The organism is Sphingobium sp. GW456-12-10-14-TSB1 (assembly GCF_059424385.1).
The window spans coordinates 155,332-171,872 of the sequence record NZ_JBWKZI010000003.1 but is presented as its reverse complement, the minus strand read 5'-3'; the positions used below and the strand labels follow the sequence as shown (position 1 = coordinate 171,872).

Genomic DNA, 16,541 nt, shown 5'->3' with positions numbered 1-16,541 from the left:
TTTCCAATAGGTCCGCCCTCTTTCTTAAAGCTGAGACAACCGAATGATTTCTGCTCTCGACCGCCGCCAGTTCCTCTGCGGCGCGGCCCTCGCCGGCGGCGGCGCCGCCTTGTCAGCCTGGCTGCCGGCCTGGGCGCAGACGATCTCGCCGGGGATGCGACCGACGCTGCCGACCGTGTCGGGCGAAGACATCACGCTCACCATCGCCCGGCAGTCGATGACCATCGACGGGCGCAAGTTCCGGGCAATCGGCCTCAACGGCACGGTCCCCGCCCCGCTGATCCGGCTGCGCGAGGGCCAGCGCGTGCGGCTCAACGTCATCAATCAGCTGGAGGAGGACAGCTCGATCCACTGGCACGGGCTGATCCTGCCGGCCAATATGGACGGTGTGCCGGGCGTGTCTTTTCCGGGCATCAAGCCGGGCTCGAACTACCTCTACCAGTTCTCCGTCGTGCAAAGCGGCACCTACTGGTACCACAGCCATTCAGGCCTGCAGGAACAGGAAGGCCATTACGGCCCGATCATCATCGATCCCGCCGGTGCCGATCCGGTCGCCTATGACCGCGAGCATGTCATCGTGCTCGCCGATCACAGCGCGCTCTCGCCGCAGGCGATCTTCCGGCGCCTCAAGGTCAACCCCGGCCATTTCAACTTCCAGCGCCAGACGCTGGCCGGGCTGCTCTCGGGCAAGGACCAGCCACTCAAGGACCGGCTCGACTGGGGCCAGATGCGGATGGACCCCGCCGACATCTCCGATGTCACCGGATCGACCTACACCTATCTCGTCAATGGCCATGGTCCGATGGACAACTGGACCGCGCTCTTCACCCCGGGCGAGCGGGTGCGGCTGCGCGTCATCAATGCGTCGGCGATGACCACCTTCAACGTCCGCGTACCCGGCCTGCCGCTCAGCATCGTCCAGGCCGACGGGCAGAATGTGGTGCCCGTCACCGTCGACGAGTTCCAGATCGGTGTCGCCGAGACCTACGACGTCGTTGTCAGCCCAGGCGAGGACAAGGCCTATACTCTTGTCGGCGAGGCCATCGACCGCTCGGGTATGGCGCGTGCCACGCTCGCGCCGCGCGCCGGCATGGCTGGCGAGGTGCCTCCCTTACGCAAACGGCCGCTCGCCGACATGAAGGACATGGGCATGGACATGTCCTCGATGCCGGGCATGGAAGGCATGGACATGTCGGGCGGCGCTATGCGGGGCGTCGATCCGACGGCCGAGAAGAACGCGTCCGCGCGCCTCGCGACCGGCGCGGCGGCAGCGATGGCGACCATGGACAACAGCGCCATGGCGGGCATGGACCATTCGGGGATGGATCATTCCGCGATGAGCGGGATGGATCATGGATCGATGGCCGGCATGGACCACGGCGCGATGGGCGCCGATGGCCAGATGGCGGGCATGGATCATGGCGGGCACGCGATGGGTTCGATGAAGATGCGCGACTTCTCGAACGCGCCGCAGGTGAAGCGCGATCCGAGCGTCCAGACCATCTCGCCGATGCCCGTAGACCGCACCGGCGAGCCCGGCCAGGGCCTCGCCGACGTCGGCCACAAGGTGCTTGTCTACAGGGACCTGATGGCGCTCGATCGCAATCCGGACGTGCGCGCGCCGAGCCGCAGCATCGACATTCACCTCACCGGCAACATGGAGCGGTTCATGTGGTCGTTCGACGGCGAAAAAATGTCGGACCATCACGAGCCGATCCCCTTCATCGAAGGCGAGCGGGTGCGCGTCAATCTCATCAACGACACGATGATGGGGCATCCGATCCATATTCACGGGCATTTTTTCGAGCTGGTGACGGGGCATGGCGATCATGCGCCGCGCAAGCATACGGTGATCGTCCAGCCCGGCGGCAAGGTGACCTGGGACTTCACCGCCGACGCGGTCGGCGACTGGGCCTTCCACTGTCATCTCCTCTACCACATGCATGCAGGGATGATGCGGGTCGTGAGCGTCCGTCCGAAGGGAGACGCGCAATGACCCGCATCCTCACGCCGCTGGTGAGCGCGATCGCCCTTCTCTCCGCCGCGCCCGCCTTTGCCCAGGATCATTCGATGCACGACATGCCCGGCATGGCGCCGCCGGGCGGGGCGCGGCCGGCGCAGGAGAAAAAGAAGGACAAGGCCGCCGCGCCGCGCCCCAAGCCCGCTATCAGGCCGCGCGCTCAGAAACCAGCGCCGGGCACCATGCCGGCAATGGACCATTCGCAGGACCAGGCCAGTCCTGCGCCACAGGCAGATGCCGCCGGTCAACCGCAACCCGCTGCTCCCGCGATGGCGGAGATGCCGGGCATGGACCACTCCCGGCATCAGGACGGCGCGATGCCGGACATGCCCGGGATGGACCATTCGCAGCATGGCCAGACCGCCATGCCCGGAACCTCCGCCATGCCCGGCATGCAAATGACCGGCACGGCGCTTCCGGCCGGCAATGCGCCCCCGCCGCCCCCCCCCAGCGACCACTTCGCCGATCGGGATTTTCCCGGCGGCGAGATGGCGCGCTCGCGCGACATCATGATGAAGGACAGCGGCGGCAACAATTTCGGGCAGGTGCTGCTCAACCTGTTCGAGTATCAGGCGCATAGCGGCCGCGATGGCTATCGCTGGGATGGCGAAGGCTTTTACGGCGGCGACATCAACCGCCTCTGGCTCAAGAGCGAGGGGGAAGGCGAGTTTGGCCGCGGGATCGACAGCGCAGACGTCCAGGCCCTCTATAGCCGCGCCATCGACCCCTATTTCAACCTTCAGGCCGGCGTCCGCCAGGACTTCGGCCGCGGGCCCAACCGCACCTATGCGACCGTTGGCGTCGAGGGTCTGGCTCCCGGCATGTTCGAGGTCGAAGGCGCGCTGTTCCTCTCGACCAAGGGCGACCTTCTGGGCCGGGTCGAGGGCTATTACGACCAGCGCATCACCCAGCGCCTGATCTTGCAGCCGCGCGCCGAGGTCAATTTCGCCGCGCAGGATATTCCGGAGAACGACATCGGTTCGGGGCTGGTCAACATAGAGCTCGGCGCGCGCCTGCGCTACGAATTCAGCCGCCAGTTCGCACCTTACATCGGCGTTTCCTATCTGCGCAAAGCCGGAGACACGGCGCGGCTGTCGAGGCTTGCGGGCGAGGACGTCCATGCCACCAGCTTCGTCGCCGGCATCCGCTTCTGGTTCTAGGATCGGGACAGCTGATGGCGGGGGCGAACAAGAGAGCGGGGCGTTACACTCATACCCAGGTCGGCCGGCGCCGAGCGAAGGAGATACGCCATGGACCATTCGTCCCACATGAACACCCGGAAGATGGGTGCCTATTGGAGCCTTGCCGTTCAGACCGTCATCAGCGGCGTCATCATGTATCTGGTGATGTTCGTCATGATCGACGGGCTCGACAGCTTCTACAACAACCTCAACATGCTCTACATGACGCTGATGATGGTCGCACCGATGGTGGTGCTGATGATCCTCGCCATGCGACACATGTTCGTGTCGAAGGCCGCCAACATCGCGCTGATCGCCGCGTCGCTGGTCGCCTTCTTCGGCAGCTTTGCACTCATCCGCACCCAGACCACGATCGGCGACACGGCCTTTCTGCGCTCGATGATCCCGCATCATTCCGGGGCGATCCTGATGTGCCAGGAAGCAAAGCTCAGCGATCCGGAAGTCATCCGGCTTTGCGAAGCGATCAAGCGCTCGCAGCGGCAGGAAATCGACGAGATGAAGGCCATACTCGCGCGGCGCTGAGTGGCACGGTCGGGCTACGCCCGGATACGTGCGCCCGGCCAGGCATGTGAGCCGGGACGATGGTCGACACGAGGCGCGGGCCGGACGAGATTGCCAGGGAGGTGGTGCGGCTTGCGCCGTTGTTCCTGCGACAGGCTGGCGGCCATGTCCTGACGCTGCTCGATCCTGCCGGGATCGTGCTGAGCTATAATGAAGAAGGCGAGCGTGCCGAATGCTGGCCGCTCGACCGCGTCCTGGGACAGCCCCACGACCTGTTCTACCCGCCCGACGAGATTACGGCCGGCCGGCCGTGCGCAGACCTGGCGGCCGCCCTTCACGAGGGCACGCTGGAGCGCGAAGCGTGGCGGGTCTGCGAGAACGGAGCGGAGTATCTCGCGCGCCTGACGATCAGCGCCCTGTTCGAAGGCGACGCACATCGAGGCTTTGCCTGCATCAGTCGCGATGTCACCGACGAGGCGGCGGTCCGGGCGTCGATCGAGACCCGCGAGCAGCATCTCCAGTCGATCCTGGCGACGGTGCCGGATGCGATGATCATCATCGACGAGACCGGCGCCATCACATCCTTCAGCGCAGCGGCACAACGCCTTTTCGGCTACAGCGAAGCCGAGCTCGTCGGCCGCAACGTCTCCTGCCTTATGCCCCAGCCCGATCGCGACCGGCATGACGAATATCTCGCGCATTATCTCCAGACCGGCGAGCGCCGGATCATCGGCCTCGGCCGCGTCGTGGTCGGCCAGCGCCGCGACGGCTCGACCTTCCCGATGCAGCTGTCGGTCGGCGAGGCCGGTGAAGACGGGCAGCGGTTGTTCACGGGCTTCATCCGGGATCTCACCGCCAAGGAGCAGGATGAGCTCAGGCTCAAGGAACTGCAGGCAGAGCTGGTCCATGTCTCCCGGCTGAGCGCGATGGGCACGATGGCCTCGACTCTTGCCCACGAACTCAACCAGCCGCTTGCCGCGGTCGCGCTCTATCTCGAGACGATCCGCGACATGCTCGACGAGCGGGACGACGAACCCTTCGTGTCGCTGCGGTCGGTGATGGATGATGCCGCCCAGGAAACGCTGCGGGCCGGCCATATCGTCCGGCGCCTTCGCGATTTCGTCGCCCGCGGCGAGGTCGACAAGAGCCTCCACGAGCTGCCGCAGGTCATCGCCGAGGCGAGCCAGCTCGCGCTGGTCGGCGCACGCGAGCGCGGCATCCGCAGCTTCTTTGCGGTCGAGCACGCCGCGACGCCGGTCCTCGTCGACAGGGTGCAGATCCAGCAGGTGCTGGTCAACCTGATGCGCAATGCCATCGAGGCGATGGCGGAGTGTCCGGTTCGCGACCTCAAGGTGGCGACCAGGTTGCGCCCTGACGGGCTGATCGAGGTGACCGTGGCGGATACCGGCCCCGGCATCGCCGACGAGGTCCGGGAGCAGCTCTTCACGGCGTTCAAGTCGACAAAGGCCGACGGCATGGGCCTCGGCCTTTCGATCTGCCGGACCATCATCGAAGCGCATGGGGGCCGTATCTGGATGGAGCGCCCCGACCGCGGCGGCGCGCGCTTTCATTTTACCTTGATCCATGCGCGGGCGGAGGAGGAACATGGGGGATAGACGCGTCATCCATCTGGTCGACGACGAGGAGAGCATCCGCAAGGCGGCGAGCTTTGCGCTCAAGACCGCGGGCTACGACGTCGTGACCTATGCCTCGGGCGTGGAGTTTCTCAAGGAGGCGAAGTCGGCGGCCGTCGGCTGCGTCATCCTCGACGTGCGCATGCCCGAGATGGACGGTCTCGAGGTTCAGGCCGCCATGGCAGCACGCGGGGTCAACATGCCGGTCATCGTCCTGACCGGCCATGGCGACGTGTCGGTTGCGGTGCAGGCCATGAAAGGCGGCGCGGTCGACTTTCTCGAGAAACCCTTCGAGAAAGCCGCCCTGCTCGGCGCCGTCAGCCGCGCGTTCGCGCGTCTCGACGATGTCGACCTTCGTACCCTGGAAACGTCCGAAGCAGGGGTGCGGGTCGCTGCACTGACGCCCCGGGAGCGGGAAGTGCTCGAAAGGCTGGCCAACGGCCTGCCCAACAAGACGATCGCCTATGACCTGGGCTGTTCATCGCGAACGGTCGAGGTCCATCGCGCGAGCCTGATGGCCAAGCTCGAGGTCCGCAATCTGTCCGAAGCCCTGCGGATCGCCTTTGCCGCGGGCATGGGCCGCAAGCCGAAGTGACTGCGACCTCTACGTAGCGACGGGACGAGGCGCGATATGCGATCGATGGTGCAATCGTCACACGGGTGTCCGCTTCTCGCAATGCCATCGGTCCGTTCCACCCAGCATGATGGCAGATACACCATCCTCGTCTCCGACGACGATCCCGGCGTGCGGCGTGGCCTCCAGCTGCTGCTGAGATCGCGCGGCTATGCCGTGTGGGGATATACGACCGGCCGCGCGCTGTTGGCCGACCCCCGCGCGAAGGAGGCGGACTGCGTCATCCTCGACTATCGCATGCCCGACATCGACGGATTCGCGATGCTGCGTCACCTTCGCGAGATCGGATGGTCGGGACGGGCCATCATGATCTCAGGCTTTCACGACACGCTGCTGGCCTCGCGGGCCGCCGAGGCGGGCTTCGATCACGTTCTCGCAAAGCCGTTGATCGGCAGGGCTTTGCTCGATGCGTTGGACCGGCACCGCGCCGAGACGCTTCGAAAGCATTGAACTGTGGCAACCTGCCCCCGGCGGCCTCAGCCCTGCGCGATGTGGACAGCGGTCAGCGACGTCAAAGCCAGTGGTTGCGTTTGAACCGGATGTAGAGTCCGATGCAGACCGCAGCGATGACGCCGAGGATGACGAAATATCCCCACTGCGTCTTCAGTTCGGGCATATTCTCGAAGTTCATCCCGTAGATCCCGGCAATCGCGGTAGGCACCGCGAGGATCGCGGCCCAGGCGGCGAGCTGACGCGTGATCGCACCCTGGCGCTGCTGTTCGAGCAGGTGACTCGCCTCGAACACCGAGATCAGGATGTCGCGGATGCCGGTGATGGCGCTCTCAACCCGGAGCATGTGATCGAGCAAATCACGGAAATAGGGTTTGGAGGCCTCATCAAGCCGCGGAAGCTGCAGGTTCACCAGCTTGCGACCGACCTCGAGCATGGGTCCGAGCACGCGTTGGAAGCGGACGAGCTCACGCCGCAGCGTGAAAATCCGGGTCACCTCCTCGCGGGTGAGAAAGGCTGCAAGCATGCGCTGCTCCATCTTGAGGACGTCCTCCTCGATCGCCTCGACGATCGGGAAATAGCCATCGACGATGAAGTCCAGAATGGCATGGAGCACATAGTCCGGGCCCTCGCGCAGCAGGTCCGGCGTGATTTCGAGATGCGCGCGAAGCTCGCTGTGCGAGCGTGCCGAACCCTGCCGAACGGTGATGAGGAAATTCTTGCCCAGGAAAATCGCGGTGGAGCCGTAGGCGATATGATCGCCTTCAAGATGTGCCGTCCTGGCGACGATGAACAACTGGTCACCGTAGACGTCGAGCTTGGAAATCTGGTGGCCGTTGCCGGCATCTTCCACGGCAAGCGGGTGAAGGCCGTAATTTCCGGCGATGTCGGCAAGTTCTGTTTCGCTGGGCTGGGAGAGGCCGATCCACACAAAGTCATCCTTGGCGATATGCTCGCACGCCGGATCGATCAGGGTCACCGGCCGCAGCCGTTTGCCCTCGTGATAAAGAAAGGCGGCGACGACGCTCATGGCACTTTCCGGTGCCGCCACCTGCGGCGGCGACCGGAAGCCGTGTGCCTCGCCCATTGAGACGCGTGCACAAGCAGGCGCGCCTCGCCCTTTAACCCCAGTCGCAGGAAGACGAAGGCGGCGCGCAGCAATTCGAGCGAGAGCTTATAGAAGATGCGGCGGAGCGTTGGGTTTCGCAGAAGGCCGCTCCCGTTCATGACGCGCGTGGCTGGGCGGCGCGCTGCCACATCAAGGGCACGCAGACTGCGAAGGTCCGCGCACCCTTGATTGGCGACCGCGAAGGTTTTCCTCTCTTGCGATGGTACCAAGCGATTGCCCGTTTGGCGCTTCGGCAATCGTGTCGGATGGCTATACCTAAGTATCGGATAGCGGCGCTGACGACAGGGGTTGCCGGGCCCCGGTGAGGCGCATCGCACCGCGCGGAGACGAAAGCTGGAAGACGGGAAAGCTCAACTGTCGAAAGCGACCGAGCGCGCGAGCGCTTCCTGGGACTGCAGAAAGGCGAGCCGCGATTGCAGCGCCGCCTGGACAACGCCGAAAGCGTCACCCCCCAGAGTCACGCGCAGCGGCGGATGGTCGCTGGTTGCGACATCGACGATCGCTTGCGCGATCTTTTGCGGGTCGAGCGTGTAGAGCTCGTTTCCGGCGGTCTCGAACATCTTGCGGATATCGCCGGCGGGCGTATCGCGATAGGCGGCGATCTCGCTGGCGAATTGCAGGTTGTGGCTGAAGCTGGTGCGCGCGCCACCCGGCTCGATCAGCGTCACGAACAGGTTGAAGGGTTCAAGCTCCTGGCGGAGGCATTCGCTGAAGCCCTCCAGGCCCCATTTGGCCGCATGATAGAGACTGCTCGTCGGAAGCGAGCCCTGACCGCTGGCGCTGGAGATCTGGATGATCCGGCCGCTCCCGCGCAGGCGCATCGCGGGGACAAAGGCGCGGGTGATGTGGATGGGCGCCATGAGATTGAGCGCGATCTGGCCTTCGACCTCGGCGTCCGACATCTCTTCGGTGGCGCCGATCACGCCGCCGCCGGCGTTGTTGACCAGAATATCGACGGGTCGACGCGCCTGCGCCCGGGCCACGACCGCAGCAATATCGTCCTTGACCGTGACGTCGAGCGCTTCGACGCGCAGCTGGCTCGGATATTTCGCCGCAAGGTCGTCGAGGCTTTCGGGCCTGCGAGCCGTCGCGGTAAGGTCGTCGCCCGCGGCCAGGATCAGTTCGGCCAGATGGCGGCCAATGCCGCTGGACGCGCCCGTGAGAAACCAGTGATTGGACATATGCTGCTCCATATATTACCAACTGGTAGGTAACTTCATATGTGGAATGCGTCAATGCCGGGAGGTGTGATGAAGGAACGAACCAGGCGGAATGCCGCACAGAGCCGCGAGACGCTCCTGGCTGCAGCGACCGAGGAGTTCGCGTCCCATGGGCTGGCGGGCGCGCGGATCGATCGCATTGCGCAGGCGGCGGGTATCAGCAAGCCGATGCTCTACACCTATTTCGGGGACAAGGAGGCGCTCTTCGATGCCGCGCTGACGCAGGAAGTGATGGACGCGGCGCAGGCCGATCGCTTCGATCCCAATGATCTTGAGGGTTATGCGGGGCGCACCTATGACTTGCTGGTCGAGCGCCCGCGCTTGTGGAGGCTGCTGACCTGGCATCATTTGGAGCGTGGCCAGGATGTTCTGATGCTCCCGGCCGGCGAGGTCCTTCTCGGGGAGAAGCTGGACGGGATCGCAGCGGCGCAGGCCGAGGGGCGGATCGTCGCCGACTTCACGCCCATGGACGTCGTCCGGCTTGTCGCCGCCCTCACCCAGCTCTGGTGCATGACCGGAGCCGCACGCGACGCTACCGAGCATGCGGCGCGCAGGGCGACGATCATGCGGGCGGTGGGGCGACTGCTGCGCGTGTGATCGTGCGAGGCGCGCGTTGCCCGCCCGCGCGCCGATCAGGACACAGCAAGCTCCATCGCACCCCGCGACATTACCCGACCGCGAAGATACGGCGGCTCATCTGCTCGCGCTGCCCGTGGGCACGGCGGGCCGAGCGACGATCAGAATTGCGCGGCCACAGCCGAACCGGAGTGGATCGGCAAGTGAGCCCGTCGCAGCGCGATGACCTCAGGTCGCAGGCCTTGATGCGCGACGTTTCGTCAGCAGTCGTTTGAGATCCTTCGCAAGGCGATAAAACAGAATGACGATCCCGGTGACCACGATGAGCAACGTCGCCGATGCAGCGACAACGATCAGTGGATGGTTGTAACTGCGCGAGGCGCCAAGGTTCATGATATGGATTTTGTAAAAGAAATCATAGAAGTCCCACAGGTCCGAACGGCGACTGAGCACCTCTCCGGTGAACGGATCCAGATAGAGGCGACTATGCTCCTTGTCGGCGAAGCTGGCGCGCCACAGCGGCCCGCCGACCTGCGCTTCCTCGGGCGCCGTTTCCTGATAGTCGACCGCCTGCAGCCTGCCGGATCCTTTGTAGGACATCAGAGCATAGCGCCGAGCGTCTGCCAGACTGATCTCATCGACATTTTCGCCAGTGTAGGCGTTCCACCAGCTTTCGCTTCCGCCCCGCGCCTTGAGGACCCATATCGGACCGCGCGGCGTATTTTTGAGCGTGGCCTCGTTGAGGTCGGTGTGGCATGCGATCTTCGATCCCATGCGACGGAAAGCGGATAGTGCAGACGCCCCCGCCTGCAAAATCCCTCGCGAGCTATGGCAAATCCGGCTCGCCGCTGGATGCCCCCGCGCGCCACAAGCGCGCGGGGATCCGGGGGTCAGAAGGGCACGTCGTCGTCGAGCTCAGGATCAGGGTCGCCGGCCTCGTCGGACTTCGATTTCGCCCGGCTGAGGAAGTCGATCGTCTCGGCGATGATCTCGGTGCCGTAGCGCTCGACGCCGTCGCCATCGGTCCATTCGCTGTAATGGATGCGGCCGCGCACCAGCAGCTTCATGCCCTTGGTGCAATGCTCCTGCACGGTCTTGCCGAGGCCATTGAACGCGGTGATCCGATGCCATTCGGTGTCCTGGACGCGGTAGCCTTTCTCATCGCGAACGACCTTGCCTTCCGAATAGCGGGGACGCGAGGTCGCCAGGGTGAAGTGGGTGATGCGGGTCCCGCCCTGGGTGGTGCGGCTCTCCGGATCCATGCCGATATTGCCGGCAAGAATGACGATGTTCTGCATGATCAAATCTCCGTTGCTTCCGTCCGAGGGACCGTCCCTCCGACGAGACCCGGCCAAGACCGGCGGGAGACGAGGGCATCGACGCGCAAGCGGCGACCCGACCCACAAGGGCCGGAGTGGTGCGGGCAGGCGCGCGAGCGACAACCCGGTCCGGCACCGCGGGGGTTGCCCCACGGCAACCGTCCGGGCTTAGGGGATCAGTCAGGCGGAGGGCGCTTTCCCTCGGCGCCAGGCAACGGCAGAGCCATGTCGCAACATCGCGATGGGCCGAGCTCAGGACATGGACTGCCCGCAATGACTGGTCCGGTTGTGTAGTTAGTTGATCTGCGCCTCTGATACCAGCCTGGGCGGGAGGCGGAGCGTAGCGGAGCCGAGCGGCCAGGCTGGCATCTTGATCGTCTCCGGGGCCGGTGGTCGATATCCGAGACTGCTGTGGGGCCGTGCTCGGTTGTAATGATCGCGCCACCAGCCGGTGACGATCCGCACCTCCTCAAGGCTGTAGAAGATTTCGCCGTTGAGCAGTTCATCTCGCAGACGGGCATTGAAGCTTTCGATATAGCCGTTCTCCCATGGGCTGCCGGGCTCGATATAGAGGGTAATGACGCCAAGCCTGCCGAGTCACTCGCGCACCGCATTAGCGACGAACTCGGGGCCGTAGCACATTGGGAAGCGGCCCCTCGAAGGGGCGCATTGCCTTGATGAAGGCAAGGGCGCGTAGCGCCCGCAGGCTTCATCAAGGCAGTCATGATCGGCCCGCAGGTCTCTAAAGTGAAGTTGTCGACTCAACCCTTTGGAGACAGACCGACCATGACCAAGCGTAGCTCTAATCCCACCGACGCCGTGCTGGTAGCCATCGATATGTCCAAACACCGCCAGGAGGTCCTGATCGAACGTCCAGAAGGCGGACGCCGACGTCGCATGACGGTGATGGCGACAAAGGCAGATTATGATCGCCTGGCCACGGATCTTAGCGACATCGGGCGTCCGATCATCGTCGGCTTCGAGGCTACTGGTAACTACCATCGCACGCTGGCGCATCGCCTGCTGTCCGCCGGCTTCGAGTTGCGCTTGATCTCGTCCGTTGCCTTGGCTCGAACGCGCGAGGCTCTGCACAATGGCTGGGACAAGAACGATTCCAAGGATGCGCAAGTGATCCTGCACATGCTGCGGATCGGCGCCACCCAGCGATACGTCGATCCGCTCGCCGCCGGGATCAACGACCTGCAGGAGATGTCGAAAACGCACGAGGCGATCTCCAAGGCTAAGACGCAGACATGGCATCGCATCCTGACCCACTACCTGCCGCTCTATTTCCCGGAGATTGAACGCTTCGCTGGCAACAGCCGATCCGACTGGTTCCTTGCTCTGCTCGAACGATTCCCGACTCCAACCAGCATGACTGTGCTCGGCCAGGAGACTTTCTCCCGCGAAGCATGGGACTTGGTCGGCCGCAAGGTGTCCAAAGCCCGGCTGATCAACGATATCTACGAGACCGCCTGCGCGTCCGTGGCGCTACCTGTCGACGAGGATTCCGTCTCGATCGCTATGTTCCGCATGGTGATCGCCCAAGCACGCAACCTGATCCGGCAGCGCGACGAGATCGAGCGAACGGCGCATGCCATGCTGGCCGAAAACCGCGATTATCAGCTCCTGCGCATGATCCCCGGCATTGGGCCCATCAATGCGTTGACCATTCTCGCCGAGGCAGGCGATCTACGCCGCTTCAGCCATCACCGTCAGTTCCTGAAGTTCTGCGGTCTTGATCTTGCGACCCGGCAGTCCGGTACATTCCGAGGCCGCACGATGCTGTCCAAGTACGGTAATGCGCGATTGCGGCGGACCTTTTGGATGGCTGCCCAGGTCGCCGCACGTCAGCGCAACAACAGTTTCCGCGACAAGCTCGGACGATACACTGCCGGGCACGCGGATGATGCCGATCGTCGCCGCAAGGCGATGACGGCGCTCACCGCCAAGATGGCGCGCGTTGCCCATGCCGTCATCAAGACGGGGACAGAGTACCGACCGTTCCTTGAACGGTCGGACGCCAGGTGGAAGGACCCCTCTCTGCAAGTGCCGTGAGGGCGCGAAAGCGACCCTGTAGATAATGTTCGGGCCTTCCACCTGGGTGCGTATCTCGTTCTAAGGACGGTGAGGACCACGGCCGCTTCGGCGCCGCTGGATCCTGTGTTTGCTATGGCAGGGAGCGATCCCGTTGACGGTGGAAGCCATCTGGCTCAGAATGCATGCCTCGCCGCTCAATGTCGGCGCATAGAGATCTGTTGACCAAATCTCGCTTTCCTTCGTGACCCAGGACGTTATCGGATCTGATATGCTCGGGCGGCCCATGCTCGATGAACAGATCGGTCAGCACGTCAATCACGTCGTTCGACCGGAAGCGCCGCAGCGGCACCATCGCCAGGCATTCCCGGCTGAACTCGTCGATAATGTTGAGCATTCGGAACTTGCGACCGTTGTGCGTCTGATCCTCGACGAAGTCGTAGGACCACACATGCCGCGATGCTCCGGGCGCAGCCGGATGCACGATCCGTCGCCGAGCCAGAGCCGCCGCCGTTTCGGTTGCCGCTTCGGCACTTTAAGACCCTCCCGCCGCCAGATACGCTCAACCACTGACAGGCTGACCTGCCAGCCCGCCTGGCCCAGCAAGACATGGATGCGGCGATAGCCATACCGGCCATAGTCCTTGGCCAGCGCGATGATGTCGGCTGTTAGCCGCCGCTCGTCGGCATCATCCTTCGGTGGATGGCGCTGTGTCGAACGATGCTGGCCCAGAACACGGCAGGTCCGTCGCTCCGATACCGGCAACGCGCGACGGATCTGCTCGATCGCCTCACGGCGACGGGAGGGACTCAAAAAGTCAGCTTCGACGCCTCTTGCAGGATCGCCTTGTCGAGCGCGAGGTCGGCCACCAGCTTCTTCAGCCGCGCATTCTGGCGCTCCAGATCCTTCATTCGCCGCGCCTGGTCGACCTTCAGCCCGCCATATTCCTTGCGCCACCGATATAGCGTCTGCTCCGCGATCCCGATCTGGCGGCAAGCCTCCACCGCTGTGCCGCCTCGCCCCACAATCACCTCTACTTCACGCAGCTTCGCTATGATCTGCTCCGGCGTAAACCTCTGACGTCCCATACATTTCTCCAATTCTCATGCCCAAATGGGCTCTCTTCAGAATTGGACCAGTTTTTCCAAGGTAGACCACTATCCCTCCGTCAGACCGATGCCAGCCTCACAGGAGGTTTCGGGCAACAGCGGCAAGACTGAGTGCAAGCGCGACAAGGCTGGGAATGATGACCGCCGCCCCGCAGATGAAGGCAAGGACGCCCACCCAATTCCAACTCGGTGCCTGCATCATCACTTCGTCCTTTGCCCAATGGTGTCCACACCACCATCCTTATCGCAAACGATTTGCCTCGCCCTCGGTTTCGGGTCGCCAATCATCAGGTTCGACAAGAGGCTGGTCTGACTTGGCGTCGGTCACGACTCGCTCGGCCGCTCCATCCAGATCATCATACTGCCCGGTGCGCATCGACCAAAGAAAGGCGCCCAGCCCAGCAAGGCCCATCAGCAGCGCGACCGGCACCAGCCACAGGATCCCGCTCATCGGGTAGCGGCCAGGGGAACGAGGGTCGGTGCCGGCGCTCGCCTGCTAAGCCGTGATCCGCGTGCTGCGGGAATTCGCAGAGAGTTCGCAACGACCGAAATCGACGAAAGCGACATGGCGACGGCAGCAAGCAGTGGGGTGACATAGCCCGCCATGGCCACAGGAATCACCAAAAGGTTATAACCGACGGAAAGCGCCAGGTTCTGGCGGACACGTTGCCGGGCCGCGCGCGCGATCTGCACAGCGCGCGGAACCGCATCGAGATCCTGGCCGAGATAAACAATATCCGCGGCCGCCCGACCGATGTCGGCGGCATTGGAAGGAGCCATCGAAACGTGCGCCGCCGCCAGTGCCGGTCCATCGTTCAGCCCATCACCCACCATCAAGGTCAGGCGCTGACTGTCCGCCAGCGCCTGAAGCCGCTCCACCTTATGCTGCGGCAGCAATCCGGCACGCCAGTGGGCGATACCGATCGCGTTCGCGAACCCCGACACAGAAGCAATGTGATCGCCCGAAAGCAGTTCGATAGGCAGCCCAAGCGCGTCAAGCTTGGCCACCGCTTCCCGCGCACTCGTCTTTTCAACGTCCAAGAAGGCAAAATGGCCGGCAAGCTCACCATCGACCGAGAACACGGTCTGGAAACCGCCACTCTCGCCCGTGCCTGGATTCAAAGCCCAATCGGCACGCCCCAGGCGAAACAGATGGCCGTTCCGCTGGCCCTCCAAACCCCGGCCCGGCAGCTCGGAAAAACTGTCCAGATCGAGGCCGGACAAGGCGCCGCCGTTGGCGGCAATCGCGCGTGCGACGGGATGGTTGGAACGCGACGCCAGCGCCATCACGATTGCGCGATAGGGTTCATCGATGGCGATCTTGCTCACTCGCAAATCGCCATGAGTGAGCGTGCCGGTCTTGTCGAAAATCACGGTATCGACCTGTGCAAGCCGCTCGAGCGCGCTTCCATCCTTGAGCGCGATGCCGTGCTCGAACAAGCGCTTCGCCGCGGCGACCTGAACCATGGGTATGGCGAGACCAAGCGCGCAGGGACAGGTCACAATGAGCACCGAAATGGCAATGGTCAGCGCCCGATGCCAATCGCCTGTGTCAAGGAACCACCCGGCAAACACGGCCAAGGCCAGCGAATGGATGATCGGCGAGTAATAGGCCGCAACACGGTCGGCGAGACGGCGATAGCGTGCTCTGCCCTGCTCGGCCGCTTCCATCATTCGCACCATTTCGGATAGAAAGGACCGCGCGTGGCTGTTGGTCACACGCACCTTGAGCGAACCATTGAGATTCAGCATGCCCGAAACGAGCGTGCTTCCCGGTCGTACCGGCACCGGCATCGCCTCGCCCGTGACCGCGGCAGTGTCGAGATCGCCCTCGCCCGCAAGGACAAGACCATCCAGCGGAACACGCTCGCCTGGCGCGACGAGGATGACATCACCCACCGAGACATCCTCGAGCGGTCTAAAAGCGCGCGATCCATCCGTGCCGATTACATTCGCGCCCGCAGGCGTCATTCGCGTCAGCCCGAGCACGGCCGAACGGGCCTTGTCACGCATGGCATGGTCGAGCGTTCGTCCGACAAGCAGGAAAAAGATCAGCGTCACGACCGCGTCGAAATAGGCATGGCGTCCGAAATGCAGCGTGTCGTAGATGCTGAGACCCAGTGTCAGGACGATGCCGATCGAGATGGGCACATCCATATTGGTGCGTCCCGCGCGCAATGCCGACCATGCCGACAAGAAGAAGATGCGCCCCGAAAAGAATACCGCGGGAAGCGCGAGCAGCGCCGAGATGAGATGGAACAGCTGCCGCGTAGCGGGGTCGGCGCCTGACCAGACCGACACCGAAAGCAGCATGATGTTCATCGCCGCGAAGCCGGCGACCGCTGTCGCGACGATCAGCCGGCGCTTTTCGGGATCGGCGCGTTCGTCCGGTTGGCTGAGAAGATTTGCCTCGAAGCCCGCCTCGTTCAGCGTTGCCAGCAAAGGCGGTGCACTCGCGGTTTGCGCTTGCCGCCATGTGACGGTCACACGCCGCGTCGATAGATTGACCCGAGCCGCTACGACGCCCTCGAGGTTACCAAGGATGCGCTCGATCTTCGCCATGCATCCGCCGCAATGCGCGGTCGGGACCGACAGTTGCGTCCTCATCGTTCCGTCATCCAGCGATTGGCTGGCGAAGATGAGTTCATCGACCGATTGCCCGGTCAATGATGTCGGCGCCTGGACGGCAGGCATGGCATGGCTGGCCATG

Annotated in this window: 14 protein-coding genes and 3 pseudogenes; 8 read left to right on the top strand and 9 right to left on the bottom strand. The window is 63.9% G+C overall.

What is annotated here, in order from left to right; translation table 11 throughout:
• Nucleotides 1-43: 43 nt before the first annotated feature.
• The 6 genes from AC07X9_RS23250 to AC07X9_RS23225 all read left to right on the top strand — a co-directional run bounded on the left by AC07X9_RS23250 (nucleotide 44) and on the right by AC07X9_RS23225 (nucleotide 6,441).
• Nucleotides 44-1,996 (top strand): copper resistance system multicopper oxidase, encoded by a 1,953-nt coding sequence (locus tag AC07X9_RS23250; RefSeq protein ID WP_086485388.1) that lies wholly within the window; start codon nucleotides 44-46, stop codon nucleotides 1,994-1,996.
• Nucleotides 1,993-3,180, top strand: a complete 1,188-nt coding sequence (locus tag AC07X9_RS23245) for a copper resistance protein B (protein WP_046765849.1) — start codon at nucleotides 1,993-1,995, stop codon at nucleotides 3,178-3,180. Before AC07X9_RS23250 ends, AC07X9_RS23245 begins: the two co-directional genes overlap by 4 nt.
• A gap of 90 nt (nucleotides 3,181-3,270) precedes the next feature.
• Entirely contained in the window at nucleotides 3,271-3,744 is a 474-nt protein-coding gene (locus AC07X9_RS23240; RefSeq protein WP_015449253.1) for a DUF305 domain-containing protein, read from the top strand.
• 59 nt (nucleotides 3,745-3,803) lie between these two features.
• Nucleotides 3,804-5,339: a PAS domain-containing sensor histidine kinase gene (locus AC07X9_RS23235; RefSeq protein ID WP_025550097.1), complete on the top strand. Its 1,536-nt coding sequence runs from the start codon at nucleotides 3,804-3,806 to the stop codon at nucleotides 5,337-5,339.
• Nucleotides 5,329-5,952 carry a response regulator transcription factor gene (locus AC07X9_RS23230; RefSeq protein WP_013039093.1) on the top strand — a complete coding sequence of 208 codons (624 nt, stop codon included), beginning with the start codon at nucleotides 5,329-5,331 and terminating at the stop codon, nucleotides 5,950-5,952. Before AC07X9_RS23235 ends, AC07X9_RS23230 begins: the two co-directional genes overlap by 11 nt.
• A gap of 81 nt (nucleotides 5,953-6,033) precedes the next feature.
• Entirely contained in the window at nucleotides 6,034-6,441 is a 408-nt protein-coding gene (locus AC07X9_RS23225) for a response regulator (RefSeq protein WP_021245219.1), read from the top strand.
• A 61-nt stretch (nucleotides 6,442-6,502) separates the two neighbouring features.
• On the opposite strand, the gene corA is transcribed toward AC07X9_RS23225, so the two are convergent.
• Complete coding sequence (gene corA, locus AC07X9_RS23220) at nucleotides 6,503-7,471, bottom strand: magnesium/cobalt transporter CorA (RefSeq protein WP_004212726.1); 969 nt, start codon at nucleotides 7,469-7,471, stop codon at nucleotides 6,503-6,505.
• A gap of 449 nt (nucleotides 7,472-7,920) precedes the next feature.
• The gene (locus AC07X9_RS23215; protein ID WP_021245217.1) at nucleotides 7,921-8,751 is read right to left on the bottom strand and encodes an SDR family oxidoreductase; all 831 of its coding nucleotides are present in this window, start codon (nucleotides 8,749-8,751) and stop codon (nucleotides 7,921-7,923) included.
• A gap of 69 nt (nucleotides 8,752-8,820) precedes the next feature.
• Between AC07X9_RS23215 and AC07X9_RS23210 the strand changes: the two genes are divergently transcribed.
• Complete coding sequence (locus AC07X9_RS23210) at nucleotides 8,821-9,387, top strand: TetR/AcrR family transcriptional regulator (RefSeq protein WP_004212724.1); 567 nt, start codon at nucleotides 8,821-8,823, stop codon at nucleotides 9,385-9,387.
• A 207-nt stretch (nucleotides 9,388-9,594) separates the two neighbouring features.
• Here AC07X9_RS23210 and AC07X9_RS23205 read toward each other — a convergent pair whose 3' ends face one another.
• The 3 genes and pseudogenes from AC07X9_RS23205 to AC07X9_RS23195 all read right to left on the bottom strand — a co-directional run.
• Nucleotides 9,595-10,140 carry a PepSY-associated TM helix domain-containing protein gene (locus AC07X9_RS23205; protein ID WP_004212723.1) on the bottom strand — a complete coding sequence of 182 codons (546 nt, stop codon included), beginning with the start codon at nucleotides 10,138-10,140 and terminating at the stop codon, nucleotides 9,595-9,597.
• Nucleotides 10,141-10,256: 116 nt separating this feature from the next.
• Nucleotides 10,257-10,664 carry a single-stranded DNA-binding protein gene (locus AC07X9_RS23200; protein ID WP_004212722.1) on the bottom strand — a complete coding sequence of 136 codons (408 nt, stop codon included), beginning with the start codon at nucleotides 10,662-10,664 and terminating at the stop codon, nucleotides 10,257-10,259.
• 315 nt (nucleotides 10,665-10,979) lie between these two features.
• Nucleotides 10,980-11,318, bottom strand: a pseudogene (locus AC07X9_RS23195) (integrase core domain-containing protein); the annotation flags it as partial.
• A 153-nt stretch (nucleotides 11,319-11,471) separates the two neighbouring features.
• Here AC07X9_RS23195 and AC07X9_RS23190 point away from each other — a divergent pair.
• Nucleotides 11,472-12,765, top strand: a pseudogene (locus AC07X9_RS23190) (IS110 family RNA-guided transposase).
• Nucleotides 12,766-12,978: 213 nt separating this feature from the next.
• On the opposite strand, the pseudogene AC07X9_RS23185 reads toward AC07X9_RS23190, so the two are convergent.
• The 4 genes and pseudogenes from AC07X9_RS23185 to AC07X9_RS23170 all read right to left on the bottom strand — a co-directional run.
• Nucleotides 12,979-13,810: pseudogene (locus AC07X9_RS23185) on the bottom strand (IS3 family transposase); the annotation flags it as partial.
• A gap of 97 nt (nucleotides 13,811-13,907) precedes the next feature.
• On the bottom strand, nucleotides 13,908-14,033 hold the full coding sequence (locus AC07X9_RS23180) for a hypothetical protein (protein ID WP_004212719.1): 126 nt from the start codon (nucleotides 14,031-14,033) through the stop codon (nucleotides 13,908-13,910).
• Nucleotides 14,034-14,072: 39 nt separating this feature from the next.
• Nucleotides 14,073-14,282 carry a cbb3-type cytochrome oxidase assembly protein CcoS gene (gene ccoS / locus AC07X9_RS23175; protein WP_004212718.1) on the bottom strand — a complete coding sequence of 70 codons (210 nt, stop codon included), beginning with the start codon at nucleotides 14,280-14,282 and terminating at the stop codon, nucleotides 14,073-14,075.
• Nucleotides 14,279-16,540: a heavy metal translocating P-type ATPase gene (locus AC07X9_RS23170; protein ID WP_004212717.1), complete on the bottom strand. Its 2,262-nt coding sequence runs from the start codon at nucleotides 16,538-16,540 to the stop codon at nucleotides 14,279-14,281. The genes ccoS and AC07X9_RS23170 overlap by 4 nt, the downstream gene beginning before the upstream one ends.
• Nucleotide 16,541: the final 1 nt, after the last annotated feature.

Coding starts and splice junctions, on each gene's coding strand:
- AC07X9_RS23250 (WP_086485388.1), top strand. CDS start 44: ATGATTTCTGCTCTCGACCGCCGCCAGTTCCTCTGCGGCGCGGCCCTC.
- AC07X9_RS23245 (WP_046765849.1), top strand. CDS start 1,993: ATGACCCGCATCCTCACGCCGCTGGTGAGCGCGATCGCCCTTCTCTCC.
- AC07X9_RS23240 (WP_015449253.1), top strand. CDS start 3,271: ATGGACCATTCGTCCCACATGAACACCCGGAAGATGGGTGCCTATTGG.
- AC07X9_RS23235 (WP_025550097.1), top strand. CDS start 3,804: ATGGTCGACACGAGGCGCGGGCCGGACGAGATTGCCAGGGAGGTGGTG.
- AC07X9_RS23230 (WP_013039093.1), top strand. CDS start 5,329: ATGGGGGATAGACGCGTCATCCATCTGGTCGACGACGAGGAGAGCATC.
- AC07X9_RS23225 (WP_021245219.1), top strand. CDS start 6,034: ATGCCATCGGTCCGTTCCACCCAGCATGATGGCAGATACACCATCCTC.
- corA (WP_004212726.1), bottom strand. CDS start 7,471: ATGAGCGTCGTCGCCGCCTTTCTTTATCACGAGGGCAAACGGCTGCGG.
- AC07X9_RS23215 (WP_021245217.1), bottom strand. CDS start 8,751: ATGTCCAATCACTGGTTTCTCACGGGCGCGTCCAGCGGCATTGGCCGC.
- AC07X9_RS23210 (WP_004212724.1), top strand. CDS start 8,821: ATGAAGGAACGAACCAGGCGGAATGCCGCACAGAGCCGCGAGACGCTC.
- AC07X9_RS23205 (WP_004212723.1), bottom strand. CDS start 10,140: ATGGGATCGAAGATCGCATGCCACACCGACCTCAACGAGGCCACGCTC.
- AC07X9_RS23200 (WP_004212722.1), bottom strand. CDS start 10,664: ATGCAGAACATCGTCATTCTTGCCGGCAATATCGGCATGGATCCGGAG.
- AC07X9_RS23180 (WP_004212719.1), bottom strand. CDS start 14,033: ATGATGCAGGCACCGAGTTGGAATTGGGTGGGCGTCCTTGCCTTCATC.
- ccoS (WP_004212718.1), bottom strand. CDS start 14,282: ATGAGCGGGATCCTGTGGCTGGTGCCGGTCGCGCTGCTGATGGGCCTT.
- AC07X9_RS23170 (WP_004212717.1), bottom strand. CDS start 16,540: ATGGCCAGCCATGCCATGCCTGCCGTCCAGGCGCCGACATCATTGACC.